This window comes from Stenotrophomonas maltophilia, assembly GCF_001274595.1.
Classification (GTDB): domain Bacteria; phylum Pseudomonadota; class Gammaproteobacteria; order Xanthomonadales; family Xanthomonadaceae; genus Stenotrophomonas; species Stenotrophomonas forensis.
Genome location: NZ_CP011010.1, coordinates 2,202,686 through 2,219,658, shown reverse-complemented (window position 1 = coordinate 2,219,658; position 16,973 = coordinate 2,202,686). Strand labels below are relative to the sequence as shown.

Here is a 16,973-nt window from a genome sequence, read left to right as displayed (position 1 = left end):
CCGATGCGCATCTGGGCAGTCGCCAACCAGAAGGGCGGAGTCGGCAAGACCACCACCACCCTCGCCCTCGGCCGCGGCCTGGCCGCGCTCGGCCACCGCGTGCTGCTGATCGACCTCGATCCGCATGCCTCGCTCAGCCGCGCCTTCGGCGTGCCGGTGGATCCGCCGCCGGCCGGCGTGCTGGAACTGTTCGGCGCACCACCGGCCGACCTGTCCAACCTGTGCCATGCCAGCAGCATCCACGGCCTGGACTACGTCTGCGCGCAGTCGGCACTGGCCACGCTGGAGCGTCGCAGCGCCAACCAGCCCGGCCTCGGACTGGCCCTGCAGAATGCACTGGCGCGCCACCAGGCCCAGCACGACTACATCCTGCTGGACTGCGCGCCGACCCTCGGCCTGCTGATGATCAATGCGCTGGCGGCTGCCGATCGCCTGATCATCCCGACCCAGGCCGAACCGCTGGCCCTGCACGGCCTGGATGGCATGGTCCGCACCGGCGAGATGGTCGAGCGCTCGCGCCGCCGTCCGCTGCCGATCTCGATCCTGCCCACCCTGTTCGACCGCCGTACCCGCGCCGGCAACGAGTCGCTGCGCACCATGCAGGACCGTCATGGTGCGCGCGTATGGGAAGACGCGATTCCGATCGACACGCGCATCAGCAATGCCGCCGGCCTCACCCTGCCCAGCGTCGGTGAGGACTACCCGGGCCGCGGCCTGGCCGCGTATCGCCGCGCCCTGAACTGGATTCTCGGCGAGGACGCACGCGCCCTGGAGCAGGCCGCATGAACAGCACCGGCGTACTGGACGACTACCTGGACGAACTGCTGGGCGAAGCCATTGTCGCCGCACCGCCCGCTGCGCCGCCAGCAAGCGCTGGGCCGAGCGAAGCGGCCACCGAGCGCGAGCCGACCTGGGATGACCTGCCGGCCGAAGTGATCTACGAAACCGAAAGTGCGACCACTGCCCCGTGCACCGACAACGCCGCGCTCGAGGCCGCGTTCGAGGCGGTGGCGACGATCGAGCGCGAGCCGACCTGGGACGACCTGCCGGCTGAAGTGATCTACGAAACCGACACCGTGGCCGCTGCCCCGGCCGCGGACGACGCAGCGCTGGAGGCCGCATTCGAGGCCGCCGCAACGCCGGCCGCCACCGAAGGCGAACCGACCTGGGATGACCTGCCAGACGAGGTGCTGCACGAGACGGCCCCGGCGCCCGCCACCGCAGGCACCGGTCCGGAACCCACCTGGGACGACCTTCCGGACGAAGTGATCTACGAGACCGATACGGCTGACAGCCATCGCCTCGCCCATACCGACAGCCCAGGCCTGCAGGCGGCATTCGAAGCCGCCGCGGGCGGCGAAGACGTCGCCACGCCGGCGCCGGCCGTGGTTGCCGCGCCGGTACCACCGGCAGCACCGCGGGCAGCCGCTGCACCCGCCGCACGCACCGCAGCCGTATCGCCACCGCGGGTCGCCGTGGATGCCCCCGCAGCCAGCCGCCCCAGCAGCTGGCAGGAACTGCAGGCACAGGCACACAACCCGGCCAGCAGCCCGCACCCACAGAACCGCCGCGCCGGCGAGCGCACCTCGCGCTGGCTGCGCCTGCGCTGCGGCACCCAGGCCTATGCGCTGGAGCTGCTGAAGGTGCAGGAAGTGGTGCTGCCGGTGCCGCTGCTGCCGTTGCGCGGCACCGCACCGGCCATGCTCGGCATCATGAACCTGCGCGGCCAGGTGGTGCCGGTGATGGACCTCGGCCTGCACCTCGGTGCCGCCGCCGCCGAGGACGACGCGCAGACCCGCATCGTGGTGCTGGAGGAAGACGGCGAGACCATCGGCCTGCGCGTGTCGGCAGTGGAAGACGTCGCCAACCTCACCGACTCGCAGATCGAGCCGCCCGATACCGCGCGCATCTGCCAGATCTCCAACGATCTGTTCCGCGGCGTGGCCCGGGTCAGCCAGCGCCCGATGATCCTGCTCGACGCCACGCAACTGTTGAGCTGAGTCGGCGCATCGCGCCGATTCTTCTAAAGAACCCCGCCGGGGTGCCGTTATGGATCACGGAACCGTTTGTCCGGAGCAACGATGAGCACTGTCGAACTGGGTGAGGATCTCGGCATCGAGAGCAGCACCGAGCTCAAGAACCGCCTCGCCCCGCTGGTGGCGCAGGCCGGCGAGCTGACCCTGGATGCAAGCCAGGTCGCCCGCATCCACACCGCCGCCATACAGGTGCTGTGTGCATTCGTGCAGGCCCGCCGCGAGGCAGGCCTGGGCACCGGCTTCCACGGTTGCACCGCAACCTTCCGTGACGCCGCGCGCCTGCTGGGCGTCACCCAGGCCCTGGGCCTGGACGCAACCCATGACAACCTGAAATCTGTGGAGAACGCTGCATGAGCGCACGTATCTTGGTGGTGGACGATTCGGCGTCGATGCGCCAGATGGTTTCCTTCGCCCTCACCTCGGCCGGTTTTGCCGTCGAAGAAGCTGAAGACGGCGCGGTCGCGCTCGGTCGCGCCAAGGGCCAGCGCTTCAATGCGGTGGTCACCGACGTCAACATGCCGAACATGGACGGCATCGCGCTGATCCGCGAACTGCGCCAGCTGCCGGACTACAAGTTCACCCCGCTGCTGATGCTGACCACCGAGTCGGCCGCCGACAAGAAGTCCGAAGGCAAGGCCGCCGGTGCCACCGGCTGGCTGGTCAAGCCGTTCAATCCGGAACAGCTGGTCGCCACCGTGCAGAAAGTGCTGGGCTGATCGCCCGGCACCGCTCCCCTTCTTCGCTTCCGGACCACCACTGCCATGAGCATGGACCTGCAACGCTTCCACGCCACCTTCTTCGAGGAGAGCCGCGAAGGCCTCGACGCGATGGAGGCTGGCCTGCTGGCCCTGGAATCGGGGCAGCAGGACGCGGAGATCATCAATTCGGTGTTCCGCGCCGCCCACTCCATCAAGGGCGGCGCCGGCACCTTCGGCTTCGATGCGATCGCCGGCCTGACCCACGTGCTGGAAACGCTGCTCGATGAGCTGCGTGCCGGCAAGCGGGCACTGGAAGGCCACGCCGTCGACGCCATGCTGTCCTCGGTGGACGTGCTGCGCGCCCTGTTGCGCGAAGCCGAACACGGCCAGGCCGCCGATCCCGCGGCCGTCGCCGCGGTGAAGGCACGCCTGGAAGCGGTGCTCTCCGGCCAGGCCGCGCCGAGCGCCCCGGCCGCCGCGGCCGCCAAGGTGGACGACACGCCGGAAGCCTGGCAGATCGGCTTCACCCCGGCACCGTCGCTGTTCATGAGCGGCAACGATCCGCTGCGCATCATCCGCGAACTGGAACACCTCGGGTCGCTGCAGGTCGCCGCGCGCATCGAGCGCCTGCCCGGCTTCGCCCAGCTCGACCCGCTCGAGGCCCACCTGGCGTGGGACCTGGGCCTGGTCGGCAAGGTGCCGCGCAGCAAGATCGAAGACACCTTCGCCTGGGTGCTGGACGACTGCGAACTGGACATCCGTCCGGCGGCGCCGCCGAGCCTGGCCACCCAGGCCCCGTCCGCAACAGCCCCTTCCACACCGGCTCCTACGGCACCTGCCGCACCCGCGCCCGCCGCCAGCGGCGGCGCACCCCAGGAAGCCGAAACCTCGATCCGGGTCAGCGTCGACAAGGTCGATGCACTGATCAACCTGGTCGGCGAACTGGTCATCACCCAGGCCATGCTCAAGCAGGTCTCGCACGCGCTGGACCCGGTTCTTGCCGAGAGCCTGTTCGCCGGCCTGGACCAGCTTGAGCGCAACACCCGCGACCTGCAGGAAGCGGTGATCGGCGTGCGCATGCTGCCGGTCGACGCGGTGTTCCGCCGCTTCCCGCGCCTGGTCCGCGATCTGTCCAGCCGCCTCGGCAAGCAGGTGCGCCTGCGCACCGTCGGCGAAGGCACCGAGCTGGACAAGGGCCTGATCGAAAAGATCGCCGATCCGCTGGTGCACCTGGTACGCAACTCGATCGACCACGGCCTGGAAATGCCCGACGTGCGTCGCGGTGCGGGCAAGGACGAGACCGGCACGATCACCCTGGCCGCTTCGCACCAGGGCGGCCACATCGTCATCGAAGTCAGTGACGATGGTCGCGGCCTGGACCGCGCCAAGATCCTGGCCAAGGCGCACGAGCGTGGCCTGGCCGTACCGGACAACCCGACCGATTCGCAGGTCTGGGACCTGATCTTCCAGCCCGGCTTCTCCACTGCCGATGCGGTGACCGATCTGTCCGGGCGTGGCGTCGGCATGGACGTGGTCCGCCGCAACATCCAGGCGCTGGGCGGCGAGGTGCAGATCGAGAGCAGCCTGGGCAGTGGTACCCGCACCCTGATCCGCCTGCCGCTGACCCTGGCCATCCTTGATGGCATGACCGTGGCGGTGGCCGGTGAAACCCTGATCCTGCCACTGGCCTATGTGCTGGAAGCCCTGCAGCCGCAGGCCGAGGACATCCGCAGCATGGCCGGCGAAGGCCGCGTGCTGCGCGTGCGTGGCGAGTACCTGCCGATCCTGTCGCTCAGCGAGTACTACGGCTACGGCAACCGTGCGCCGGGCAGCGAATCGCTGGTGGTGGTGGTCGAGGGCGATGGCCAGAAGATCGCGCTGGAAGTGGACGAGCTGGTCGGCCAGCAGCAGGTAGTGGTGAAGAACATCGAGAACAACTACCGCCGCATCGGCGGGGTATCCGGTGCCACCATCCTCGGCGATGGCCGCGTCGCCCTGATCGTCGACATCGGCGGGCTGGTGCGCTCGCTGCGGATGCCGCAGGCCGCCTGATTCCCATTGCAGGTTGACCAGAACCGCCGCCCTTCGGGGCGGCGGTTTTTGTTTGCGCGCCCCATTCCACCCGGGGTCAGATCCCTTCTGTGAACTCCGTCGGCGCCGTGCTTTCGCATGCAACTACGCCACCCAAGCGAAAGTCCCATCACAGCAGCACTTTCGCACCCGCGCCCCTACGCAACCGAATGTGATCTGCGTCCATAAAGTCCGCGCGGGCCGCGCCGTTATTCGCATTGACGGCCGTCACCGAACCCCACCGGGCACTCCCGTTCGCTCTGCAACCACCCCCAGCCGCCGCGACTGCGCCGGCACCCTGCCCACCTGGAGCACCCTGCATGAAGTGGTTCCAAGATCTGCCCATCGCCCGCAAGCTGGCCGTGGGGTTCACCCTCACCACGTTGATGACCCTGGTCCTCGGCGCCTTCGCACTGTTGCGCCTGAGCGAGGCCAACACGCAGCTGGGCGAGATGGCCGGCAACGATATTCCGTCGGTCCAGCACCTGGGCGAAGCCCGCTCGCAGCTGGGCGAATTCCGCACCTACGAACTGGCGCTGCTGAGCATGCTCGACCAGCCGGACAAGGTGGCCGACTACAACAAGCGCATGGACGACACCGCCAAGACCGTACGCGACGAGCTGGCCGCGTACGCGGCGTTGCCGGCGCTGGCCAGGGAACGCGAGCTCTACCAGGTCGCCAACGTGCAGCTGGAGCGCTACTTCGGCGCCAACAAGGCGATGCGCGAAGCCGTAGCTGCAGGTGACGGCGCACTCGCGCAGCAGATCTCCGACGAACAGTCGCGCCCGGCGCGCCGTGAACTGTTCGCGGCGATGAAGGCGCTCGGCACCCACATCGCCGGCCTGATGGACGCCAAGATCGCTGCCGCCAACGCCACCCACCGCACCAGCATGATCGCCATCATCGGCTGCATCGTGCTGCTGTCGCTGGTCGCGGCCGCGCTGGCCACGGTGATCTCGCGCGCCGTCACCGGCCCGCTCGGCAAGGCCGTGCACGCGATCCAGGCCGTCGCCCGCGGCGACCTCAGCGTCAGCACCCAGGCCACCAGCAAGGATGAGGCCGGCAAGATGCTGGCCGCCACCGCCGAGATGACCGCCATGCTGCGCCGCTTCAGCGAACAGACCCAGCTGATGGCGCAGATGCATGCCGGCCCGGACATCAGCCACCGCATCCCGGAAGACTTCCCGGGTGTCTACGGCCAGCTGGCCGGCGGCATCAACACGGTGATCTTCGAGCACCTGGACGCGATCCGCGATGCCATCGACGTGCTCAACCAGTACGCCATCGGCAATCTGGCCCCGGATGCGCGCCGCCTGCCCGGCAGCCGCGCGATCCTGCACGAATCGATGGACGCGGCCAAGGCGAGCCTGCTGGCGATCAACACGCAGATCCAGCAGCTGGCCGAGGCCGCCGCCGCCGGTGACTTCAGCCAGCGCGGCGACGCCCAGCGTTTCCAGCACGACTTCAAGCTGATGATCGAGCACCTGAACACCATGATGCAGGTGGCCGACGGCAACCTCGGCCAGCTGTCGCAGCTGCTGCGGTCGATCGCCGCCGGTGACCTGACCGCACGCATGGACGGCCAGTTCAACGGCGTGTTCGCCCGCATGCGCGACGACGCCAACACCACCGTCGCGCAGCTGACCCAGATCGTCGGCCAGATCCAGGCCAGCGCCTCCAGCATCACCCTGGCCGCCGGCGAAATCGCCTCGGGCAACAGCGACCTGTCGCGCCGTACCGAACAGCAGGCCGCCAACCTGGAAGAAACCGCCGCCTCGATGGAGGAACTGACCTCGACCGTGCGCCAGAACGCCGAACATGCCCGCCAGGCCAACCAGCTCGCCATCGGCGCGCATGGCGTCGCCTCGCAGGGTGGCGAGGTGGTCGGCCAGGTGGTCACCACCATGTCGGCCATCGAAGCCTCGTCGAAGAAGATTGCCGAGATCATCTCGGTCATCGACGGCATCGCGTTCCAGACCAACATCCTGGCGCTGAACGCCGCGGTGGAAGCGGCCCGTGCCGGTGAACAGGGCCGTGGCTTCGCCGTGGTCGCCAGCGAAGTGCGTACCCTCGCCCAGCGCTCGGCCGCTGCCGCCAAGGAAATCAAGGGCCTGATCGACGATTCGGTCGGCAAGGTCGCCGAAGGCTCCAGCCTGGTGCACCAGGCCGGCAGCACCATGGGCGAAATCGTCGCCTCGGTGCAACGCGTGACCGACATCATGGCCGAGATCTCGGCCGCCTCGCAGGAACAGTCGGCCGGCATCGAGCAGGTCAACCAGACCGCGGTGCAGATGGACGAAACCACCCAGCAGAACGCCGCGCTGGTGGAAGAAGCCACCGCTGCCGCCCGCGCCATGGAAGACCAGGCCGTGCAGCTGGGTGAAGCCGTGGCCCGCTTCCGGCTGGCATCGCAGGCGACCCCGGGCACCGCGCCGCGCCTGGCCACCGCACCGCTGCCGCGCCAGGTAGCGGCCGCTGCGCCCGCCCACAGGCCGGCACCTGCACGCACGCTGCGCGGCTCGAGCGCCCAGCCGGCACTGGCCGCCGACGGCGACTGGCAGGAGTTCTGACCCCACGCGGAAAGCATCCACGCATGGCGTGGATCTACCTGCGTGGCACATCGGGGTCAGGTTCCTTTCCTCCGGGAAAGGGATCTGACCCCTCACGCATGGAAAGTGATGTAATTCTCACTTCATAATCCGATGCAGAGGCCGATATCCCCATCGAGCCTCGCGCCAACGCGTGCTGGCGCCCGCCCCTGACCGTAGATTCCATGTCCGACGGCAACGACACTGCAGTGCATGATGTCCACGCGGCCGATGCCGCCGACGAACGTTTCCTGGTCCGCAACCCGCGCCAGCTGCGCCAGTTGCTGCGCTCGCTGATCGACCAGCGATCACTGATCAATGCGCATATCGACGGCCGCGACCGGTCATTCCCGACGGCGCTGCTTGATCTTGACGAGGACGAAGACTTCCTTCTGCTTGATGGCAGCCCGCAGGAGGCGTCCAACCGCGCCGCCGAGCAGGCCGACCACCTGCTGTGCTTCGCCCAGCTTGAACGGGTGCTGGTGCGGTTCCGCCTGCATGAACTGCAGCGCGTGGACAACGACGGCCACGTTGCGTTCCGTGCGCCCTTGCCGGACGAGCTGGTGCACCTGCAGCGACGCGAGCTGTACCGGCTGGAGACCCCGGTCACCGACTCGCCGCAGCTGCTGCTGCCGCCCGGCGAAGCCCGCGCCGAAGCGTTGTCGATGCGGGTGGTGGACATCAGTGGCGGTGGCCTGGCCGTGGTCGTGCCCAACGACTGCGCGGTGTTCGGCCTGCAGAAGCGCTATCCGGCGCAGCTGTCACTGCCTGATGGCCCGGACCTGGATATCGAACTGGTGGTCTGCAACCTGCTGCCGCAGCGCCAGCCCAACGGCATCGAGGTCAAGCGCGTCGGCATGCGCTTCGAGAGCCTGCCGCGCGGCGCCGACAGCGCCATCCAGCGCTACATCTTCCGCATCGACCGCCAGCGCAAGGCCCGCCGCAACGGCGAGATGTAGTCACGTGGTAGTGCCGGCCGCTGGCCGGCAACCTCGCGACAATGCGGGTACGGCCATTGCCGGCCAGCGGCCGGCACTACCGCTCCCCGGTAGATCCACGCCATGCGTGGATGCCCAGGGCGCCACAGCTAAAGTCCCCCACGGCGGGGCCGATATCGAGCCTGACACCGGGACTTCCGGCAGAACCAGGACCCCTCGATGAACGACAAGACCAGCTCCGCCGCCAGCGCCGGTGGCGAATTCCTCAGCTTCACCCTCGGTGCCGAGCACTACGGCGTGGACATCCTCAAGGTGCAGGAAATCCGCGGCTATGACGCGGTCACCCGCGTGCCGGATGCGCCGGACTACATCAAGGGCGTGATCAACCTGCGCGGCACCATCGTCCCGGTCATCGACCTGCGCCTGAAGCTGCGCCTGGACAACGCCCGCTACGACGCCTTCACGGTGATGATCGTGCTGAACGTGGAAGACCGCGTGGTCGGCATCGTGGTGGACAGCGTCTCGGACGTGATCCCGCTGTCGGCCGAGCAGATCCGCCCGACCCCGGAGTTCGGCGCCGCCGTCGATACCCGCTTCATCTCCGGCATCGGCACCCACGATGACCGCATGCTGATCCTGCTGGACATCGAGACCCTGCTCGACAGCGCCGACATGGGCCAGGCCGCCGTTGCCGAAGACGCCGCCGCCTGATCCAGCGGACCTGCTTCACGTTCTGGTCACACAACCCTTCAGTTCCCCCTGGCGGTGCCGATAGGGGGACAGAAGCCGGTCGCGCAGGAGCGCGCAGAACCGGAACGACCATCACCATCCCCGGAGATACACCTCGATGAAGTCCCTGCTTGCGTTCGTCTCGGCCGCTGTCCTGGCCACCACCGCCTCCTCCGCGTTCGCCCAGTCGGCCGACATGATCCCGCCGGAACTGGCACCGCGTTCGGTCGGCAAGGACGGCATGGTCTGTGGCAAGGTCGAAAAGGCCCGCTACGCAGAAGGTTCCGAAGGCCAGCCGACCTTCCTGTACATGGGCGGCGCCTTCCCGCGCCACACCTTCTCGGCCCGCATCGCCGGCGAGAACCGCGGCAAGTTCTCCTTCCCGCTGGAAACCCTGGAAGGCAAGACCGTGTGCGTGATCGGCAAGATCCAGCGCGACGCCTCGCGTGCGGAAATCGAAGTCAGCTCGCCGGCTGGCCTGAAGCTGGCCAACATCAAGTAATCCGCTGTCCGTCGAACCACGCCGGAGCTCGTGCCGGCGTGGTTTCTGCTGCAACCGGGCCCGATGCCCGGGCGCGTCTGCCTTAGGAGCTCGCAACGCCCATGCTGTGGATCAACAACCTGAAACTGATGCCGAAGCTGCTGCTGACCTTCGGCGTCCTCCTGCTGGTGATGCTGCTGCAGGGCATCGTCGCCTATCGCGGCCTGCATTCGCTGAACAACGTCACCACCGAGTTGGCCGGTTCGCGCATGGAAAGCATCCGCATGGCCGGCGAGATGCGCGGCATGCTGGGCGAGTACCGCAACGCCGCCTACCAGCAGCTGATCCGCGCCAGCGATGACGTCAAGTCCGACGCGCGCAAGCAGGCCGTCGAGCTGCGCGGGAACATGGACAAGTCGATCAAGGGCTACCCGGCGCTGGTCGACAATGCGCAGCAGAAGAAGCTGTTCGACACCTTCGCCAAGGAATGGAAGGACGCCCTGGCCTCCTATGACAGCGTCACCGAGATGCTGGAACTGGACCTGCCGGACGACGCCATCGATACCTTCGTCGGCGAGACCCGCACCAAGCACCGCAAGGCCGCTTCGGCGCTGGAAGCACTGATCGCCGAAGACAACCGCCTCGCCCGCGCCTCGCGCGAAGAGGCCGAATCCACCTACGCCGCCTCGTCCGTGCTGACCGTGATCGCCCTGCTGGGCGGCGCCGCACTCGGCCTGGTGCTGGTCTGGCTGTTCGCCCGCGCCCTGGTCGGCAGCGTGCGTGGCGCCGTCTCGGTGGCCAACGACGTGGCCGGCGGCAAGCTCGATGGCCACATCGATGTCAGCCGCCAGGACGAAGTGGGCGAACTGATGCAGGCCATGCAGCGCATGCAGCGGGACCTGCGCGAGCGCATCGAAACCGACCAGGCCGTCGCACGCGAGAACCTGCGCATCCGCACCGCGCTGGACTACAGCTCGACCGGCGTGTACCTGACCGACACCAGCAACACCATCGTCTACAGCAACCGCGCGCTGCAGCAGACCCTGAGCCAGTACCAGGATGAAGTGCGCCGCGACCTGCCGGACTTCGACGCCCAGGCCTCGCTGATCGGCAAGCCGGTTACCGTGCTGGAACACCGTGGCGAGATGGACCAGACCCTGCTCGGCAACCTGAAGGCGCACGGCGTCGCCCGTCGCCCGATGCAGTACGGCGATGCCCAGTTTGCGCAGGTGGTCTCGACCATCCGCAATGAAGGCGGCGACACCGTCGGCTACGTGGTGGAATGGCGTGACCGCACCCAGGAAGCGCTGGTCGAGGCCGAAGTGGCCCGCGTGATCGCCCAGGCCGCCGCCGGCGACCTGTCCGGCCGCATCGACGCCAGCGACAAGGAAGGCTTCTTCCTGCAGCTGGCCCAGCAGATCAACGGCCTGCTTGACGCCAACGCCGGCAGCATCGAACAGATCTCCGGCCTGCTCGCCGCGCTGTCGCAGGGTGACCTGACCGTGCGCATGCACGGCGACTACCAGGGCGTGTTCGCCCGCATGCGCGACGATGCCAACGCAACCGCCGCACAGCTGAGCGAAATCGTCACCCGCATCAAGCAGTCCAGCCGCGCGATCAATTCGGCCGCCGGCGAAATCGCCTCAGGCAACAGCGACCTGTCGCGCCGTACCGAACAGCAGGCCGCCAACCTGGAAGAAACCGCCGCCTCGATGGAGGAACTGACCTCCACCGTGCGCCAGAACGCCGAACATGCCCGCCAGGCCAACCAGCTCGCCATCGGCGCGCATGGCGTCGCCTCGCAGGGTGGCGAAGTGGTCGGCCAAGTGGTCACCACCATGTCCGCCATCCAGGCCTCGTCGAAGAAGATCGCCGAGATCATCAGCGTCATCGACGGCATCGCGTTCCAGACCAACATCCTGGCGCTGAACGCTGCGGTGGAAGCGGCGCGTGCCGGCGAGCAGGGCCGTGGCTTCGCCGTGGTCGCCAGCGAAGTGCGCACCCTCGCCCAGCGCTCGGCCGCCGCCGCCAAGGAAATCAAGGGCCTGATCGACGATTCGGTCGGCAAGGTCAACGACGGCTCGGCGCTGGTGCACAAGGCCGGCGCCACCATGGGCGAAATCGTCGCCTCGGTGCAGCGCGTGACCGACATCATGGCCGAGATCTCCGCCGCCTCGCAGGAGCAGTCGGCCGGCATCGAGCAGGTCAACCAGACCGTGGTGCAGATGGACGAAACCACCCAGCAGAACGCCGCGCTGGTGGAAGAAGCCACCGCCGCTGCGCGCGCGATGGAAGAACAGGCCGGCCACCTCAGCGAAGCCGTGTCGATCTTCGTGGTCGACGAAGCCGAGGTCGTGGCCGCCCCGCGCGTCGCCACCCCGGCACCGCGCGCCGCCGCCCCGGCAGCTCCGGCTGCGGTGGCACCGCCGGCCCGCCGCACCGCAGGCGGGCGCCCGATGGCGACCGAACTGGCCGACGGAGACTGGCAGGAGTTCTGATGCCACGCCTGGAGGGCCGGTCGCAGCACCGGCCCTCCTTGCCGACGCAGCCGTCACTGCGGCTGACGGAGCCTGTAACTCTTGTGCAGCAGGCCATCAGGGCTGCCCGCATTGACGATGGCGGCGCGCACCCACACCAGCTTTTCCTTCAATCGCCGGATGTGACCCCGGCGCACGTGGGTGCGCGGCCCCGCCGCACCCCCGCCCGGCCCCGTGCCGTCTGACGCGGCCGTGGCGCCATCCACCTCGAACACCCGGTAGCTGAAGAACGGCTGCTTGCCTCTGCGCATCCGCCGCTTGTTCAGCGCCACCGAGGCCGGCCGCTCCACCGACGCGACATTGGCGCAGTTGAGCACGCAGCAGGTCTGCAACAGCATGGCGACCTCGTCGCGACAGTCCTGCACGATCTGCGCCTTCACCGCCGCACTGCCCTGCTGCTCCACCGCCCAGGCGTGCCATTCCGGCAGCAGCGCGAACGGCGCAACCCGGAACTGCTGCAAGGGTTTTCCGGACGCCATCGCTTCCACCGGGGCATTGACCAGGCGCGTGGGCAGGCTGGCCTCCTCTGGCCGGTACAGGCTCAACGGATTCTGGTGCGGCAGGAACACGCCTCCCAGCGGCACTTTCCACGCGGCCGCATCGGCCTGCCAGTAGATCGGGATCACCACCACGCCACCGGCCGGTTCATCCAGGAAGCACTCCGTGGCCGGAAAGGCCGCGGCGACTTCGCGGTTCATGTTCAGGCACAGCGCGATGCGCCGAGGCGCCGCATGGCCCGCCCCTTTGTGTCCCGGCAACCCGTCAGGCAGGATCCACGCCGCTTCCAGCGCCATCACCTCGAACGGCGGGCGCGCCATGTCCACGTGCACCTGGCGCAGCTCACGCAGATCGATCATCTCCGCGCAATTGGGCAGCAGGAACTTCACGCTGCGGTGCAGGTAGCTGGCGATGGCTTCATGGGCCTGGCGGATGCCCGGCATGCTGCCCTTGATCCGGGGAATCAGCACGTTCATTTCTTCCAGTGCATGCGCTGCATAGTTCAATAATTCGTTGTGACCTTCCATCGCCGTACAGATGTGCTCCATTCCTTTCCGCCCGTCCGGCGGTGCGATCGAAGTCTAGGAATGGCATCAGTACAATCAACAAATTGTCCTAGATACACTCGGCGCACGGATGGCACGCTCACGGTTCAAGCAGGTAGTCGATGGCCTCGTATCGGACATCCAGAGCGGGAACCTGCGCCCTGGAACCCGCCTGCCCACCCACCGCGAGCTCGCCCGCCGCCATGATCTGGCGCTTGCCACCGCCAGCCGCGTCTATGCCGAGCTGGCCCGGATGGGCCTGGTCATCGGTGAGATCGGTCGCGGCACCTATGTGCGCGAGGCGTTCGGCGCACAGGGCATGGCCTGCGACATGCTGGCCGGTCTCGGCAGCGGCATCGATCTCAACGCCAACATGCCCACCGCGTTCGGCCAGGACACGCAGCTTCGCCGGGCCCTGCGCCACCTCTCACAGCAGGGCGACCTGGAAGCGCTGCTTCTGTACCAGCCGCCCCTGGGTCGGCCCCAGGAGCGCCAGCTCGTGGCCGACTACCTGGTGCAGCGCGGGGTACCTACCGATGCCGGACGCGTGGCCCTGGTCCAGGGCGCCCAGCACGGATTGACCGTCGCCCTGCTGGGCGCACTGTGCCCGGGCGATGCCATCGCCGTGGATGCGTTGACCTATCCTGGATTCAGGCAGATCGCGGCGATGCTGCGGATGGAGATGATCCCGGTGCCGGTCGGCCCGGAGGGCACCGACCTGCAGGCACTGCGTACGCTGTGCAGCCAGCGCCGGGTCAAGGCCGTGTACTGCATGCCGACCATGCACAACCCGCTGGGCTTCGTCCTGACGCTGCAACAGCGCCAGGAGCTGGCCGCGATCGCCCGCCAGCATGGGCTGCTGGTGCTTGAAGACGCAGCCTACGCCTATCTCGCCGCGCCCGCCGTGGTACCCGTGGCGGCGCTGGCACCGGAACGCACCGTGTACATCGGCGGCCTGTCCAAGAACCTCGCCACCGGCCTGCGTTTCGGCTACATCAGTGCGCCGCCGGCGATGATGGGTGCGATCGAGCGCGCCATCCGCGCCACCACGGTCAACTCGCCGGCACTGGTGACGGCGCTGGTGCGCCGCTGGCTGATGGATGGAACCGTCGACCGCATGGAACGCCACCGCCGCGCCGACGCCCGGCACCGGCAGGCACTGGCAAGGCGCCTGCTGGAAGGTGTGGCGCTGGTCGGCCACCCCGGTTCCTACCTGCTGTGGCTGCCACTGGAAGGGCGCGACCGCGCCGAGGCGATCTGCCAGGACCTGCATGAGCAGGGCATCGTGCTTTCGACCGCCGCGCCGTTCGCGGTCGGAACCCACGTTCCCAACGCGCTGCGCGTCGCGCTGGGAACGGTCGATCCGTCCACCCTGGAACGCGCCCTGGCGCAGGTACGCTTGCGCCTGGACCAGCTGGCTGGCTGAACGGCCGCGGCCCATCTTCCGCGCGCGGCTCAACCCTGGGCCCGCGCGGCCGATAACGGGGTTGTCACCGCATGTCCCGCCGTGACCGGCTCGGCGCCGCCCGCCCGTTTCGACCTGGTCCTGCTCGATGAATCTCCTGCATCGCTGGCAACACTACTTCAGCAACCTCTCCGTCCGGCGCAAGCTCAATCTGCTGACGCTGCTCATCGCGCTCGGCGTGATCGCGCTCTCGGTGATCGCTGCCCGCATGCAGTACCTGGACCTCACCGAGACCCGCAAGACCGCGCTGAAGACCCAGGTCGAACTGAGCTACGGCATCCTCCAGCACTACCACCGCCTGGCCGGTACCGGCGAGCTCAGCGAAGAGGCCGCCAAGGGCGCCGCGCTGCAGGCGCTGGAATCGATGCGCGCCGAGAACGATACGTACTACTTCAACATCTACGACACCGGCTACCGCCTGCTGATGCACCCGTTCCGCAAGGACCTGGTCGGCAAGGACATGAAGGACTTCCGCACCGACGATGGTGTACGCATCTACTACGACCAGGTCGAAGCGGCCAAGGCCGGTGGCGGCTTCGTCAACTACCGCTGGGCCAAGCCCGGCAGCAAGGGCGACGTCGGGAAGGTGGCCTACGCCGGCCTGTTCGCGCCCTGGAACTGGGTGGTCAGCAGCGGCGTCTACATGGACGACGTTCAGAAGCAGGCACTGGTGTTCACCGCCATCATGGCAGTCTCCGGCGGCGTGCTGGTGCTGATCGTGCTGGCCCTGAGCTGGGTCATCGGCAACCGCATCGCGCGCCCGCTGAAGCAGGCCACCGCCGTCGCCGAAGGCATTGCCAGCGGCAAGCTGGACAGCCACATCGGCCCGCAGCCGCACGACGAACCCGGCCGCCTGCTGCACGCCATGTCGGGCATGCAGCAGCAGCTGCACGCGGTGATCGGCGGCCAGCGCGAAATGGCGCGGCGCCACGATGCCGGCGAACTGAGCTACCGCATCGACGCCAGCGCCTTCCCCGGCGAGTACGGGCTGATGGTGCAGGAGACCAACGCCCTGGTCGGCGGCCATGTGCAGACCCTGCACGACGTGCTCGACGTGGTGCAGCAGTATGCGGTCGGCGATCTCAGCCACGACATCGCGCGCTACCCGGGTGAGAAGGCGGCAATGACCGCCACCGTCGACACGGTCAAGACCAATCTCGGCCGCATCAACGCCGAGATCAAGCAGCTGGCCAGCGCCGCCGCCGCAGGCGATTTCAGCCGCCGTGGCGACGCCCAGCGCTTCGATCATGATTTCCGCCTGATGCTGGAAAACCTCAACGCGATGATGGCGGTCAGCGATGACAACCTCGGCAAGCTGTCGCAGCTGCTGTCGGCCATCGCCGAGGGCGACCTGACCGCACGCATGCACGGCGACTACCAGGGCGTGTTCGCACGCATGCGTGACGATGCCAACACCACCGTCGCCCAGCTGACCCAGATCGTCGGCCAGATCCAGGCCAGCGCCTCCAGCATCACCCTGGCCGCCGGCGAGATCGCCTCGGGCAACGGCGACCTGTCGCGCCGTACCGAGCAGCAGGCCGCCAACCTGGAAGAAACCGCCGCCTCGATGGAGGAACTGACCTCCACCGTGCGCCAGAACGCCGAACACGCCCGCCAGGCCAACCAGCTCGCCATCGGCGCGCAGGGCGTCGCCTCGCAGGGTGGCGAGGTGGTCGGCCAGGTGGTCACCACCATGTCGGCCATCGAAGCCTCGTCGAAGAAGATCGCCGAGATCATCAGCGTCATCGACGGCATCGCGTTCCAGACCAACATCCTGGCGCTGAACGCCGCGGTCGAAGCGGCGCGTGCCGGTGAACAGGGCCGTGGCTTCGCCGTGGTCGCCAGCGAAGTGCGCACCCTCGCCCAGCGCTCGGCCGCTGCCGCCAAGGAAATCAAGGGCCTGATCGACGATTCGGTCGGCAAGGTCGCCGAGGGCTCCAGCCTGGTGCACCAGGCCGGCAGCACCATGGGCGAGATCGTCGCCTCGGTGCAGCGCGTGACCGACATCATGGCCGAGATCTCCGCCGCTTCGCAGGAACAGTCCGCCGGCATCGAACAGGTCAACCAGACCGTGGTGCAGATGGACGAAACCACCCAGCAGAACGCTGCGCTGGTGGAAGAAGCCACCGCCGCCGCCCGCGCGATGGAGGACCAGGCGGGCCAACTGGCGGACGCGGTGGCGATCTTCCGCCTCGACAACCAGGTCTCGGCTGCGATGAAGGCGGTGGCCGCCCACGTTGAGCCGGCCCGCGTCACCGCCAGCGCGCCGCGCCCGCAGGCGGCGCCTGCGCCGGCGGCGGTCCGCCGCAGCAGCAACGCCAGCACCTTCGTCGCCAGCGACAGCGACTGGCAGGAATTCTGAGACCCACCCGCGGCGGCTTCGGCCGC

The 16,973-nt window shown here is 68.3% G+C and carries 13 protein-coding genes; 12 read left to right on the top strand and 1 reads right to left on the bottom strand.

The genetic code is table 11. The features are described from left to right. Window positions 1-3 precede the first annotated feature (3 nt). The 10 genes from VN11_RS10250 (at window position 4) to VN11_RS10205 (ending at window position 12,038) form a co-directional block, all read left to right on the top strand. Window positions 4-786: a ParA family protein gene (locus tag VN11_RS10250; protein WP_053449666.1), complete on the top strand. Its 783-nt coding sequence runs from the start codon at window positions 4-6 to the stop codon at window positions 784-786. Further along, window positions 783-2,000 (top strand): chemotaxis protein CheW, encoded by a 1,218-nt coding sequence (locus VN11_RS10245; RefSeq protein ID WP_053449665.1) that lies wholly within the window; start codon window positions 783-785, stop codon window positions 1,998-2,000. Before VN11_RS10250 ends, VN11_RS10245 begins: the two co-directional genes overlap by 4 nt. Window positions 2,001-2,081: 81 nt before the next feature. Continuing rightward, window positions 2,082-2,390 carry an STAS domain-containing protein gene (locus tag VN11_RS10240; protein ID WP_040007804.1) on the top strand — a complete coding sequence of 103 codons (309 nt, stop codon included), beginning with the start codon at window positions 2,082-2,084 and terminating at the stop codon, window positions 2,388-2,390. After that, complete coding sequence (locus VN11_RS10235) at window positions 2,387-2,752, top strand: response regulator (protein WP_005409521.1); 366 nt, start codon at window positions 2,387-2,389, stop codon at window positions 2,750-2,752. Before VN11_RS10240 ends, VN11_RS10235 begins: the two co-directional genes overlap by 4 nt. Window positions 2,753-2,797: 45 nt before the next feature. Beyond that, the gene (locus VN11_RS10230; protein WP_053449664.1) at window positions 2,798-4,786 is read left to right on the top strand and encodes a chemotaxis protein CheA; all 1,989 of its coding nucleotides are present in this window, start codon (window positions 2,798-2,800) and stop codon (window positions 4,784-4,786) included. Window positions 4,787-5,124: 338 nt separating this feature from the next. Next, on the top strand, window positions 5,125-7,374 hold the full coding sequence (locus VN11_RS10225) for a methyl-accepting chemotaxis protein (RefSeq protein ID WP_053449663.1): 2,250 nt from the start codon (window positions 5,125-5,127) through the stop codon (window positions 7,372-7,374). Between the two features lie 203 nt (window positions 7,375-7,577). Further along, window positions 7,578-8,351 carry a flagellar brake protein gene (locus VN11_RS10220; protein ID WP_053449662.1) on the top strand — a complete coding sequence of 258 codons (774 nt, stop codon included), beginning with the start codon at window positions 7,578-7,580 and terminating at the stop codon, window positions 8,349-8,351. A gap of 198 nt (window positions 8,352-8,549) precedes the next feature. Then, the gene (locus tag VN11_RS10215) at window positions 8,550-9,041 is read left to right on the top strand and encodes a chemotaxis protein CheW (RefSeq protein ID WP_006442860.1); all 492 of its coding nucleotides are present in this window, start codon (window positions 8,550-8,552) and stop codon (window positions 9,039-9,041) included. 136 nt (window positions 9,042-9,177) lie between these two features. Continuing rightward, a complete protein-coding gene (locus VN11_RS10210) occupies window positions 9,178-9,561 on the top strand; it encodes a hypothetical protein (RefSeq protein ID WP_006442858.1) in 384 nt (127 codons plus the stop codon). Between the two features lie 101 nt (window positions 9,562-9,662). Then, window positions 9,663-12,038: a methyl-accepting chemotaxis protein gene (locus VN11_RS10205; protein ID WP_053449661.1), complete on the top strand. Its 2,376-nt coding sequence runs from the start codon at window positions 9,663-9,665 to the stop codon at window positions 12,036-12,038. 53 nt (window positions 12,039-12,091) lie between these two features. On the opposite strand, the gene VN11_RS10200 is transcribed toward VN11_RS10205, so the two are convergent. Continuing rightward, window positions 12,092-13,123, bottom strand: a complete 1,032-nt coding sequence (locus VN11_RS10200; protein WP_197586663.1) for a hypothetical protein — start codon at window positions 13,121-13,123, stop codon at window positions 12,092-12,094. Window positions 13,124-13,211: 88 nt separating this feature from the next. Here VN11_RS10200 and VN11_RS10195 point away from each other — a divergent pair, with 88 nt between their 5' ends. Then, on the top strand, window positions 13,212-14,546 hold the full coding sequence (locus tag VN11_RS10195; RefSeq protein ID WP_053449659.1) for a PLP-dependent aminotransferase family protein: 1,335 nt from the start codon (window positions 13,212-13,214) through the stop codon (window positions 14,544-14,546). A 127-nt stretch (window positions 14,547-14,673) separates the two neighbouring features. Then, entirely contained in the window at window positions 14,674-16,947 is a 2,274-nt protein-coding gene (locus VN11_RS10190; RefSeq protein ID WP_053449658.1) for a methyl-accepting chemotaxis protein, read from the top strand. Window positions 16,948-16,973 lie beyond the last annotated feature (26 nt).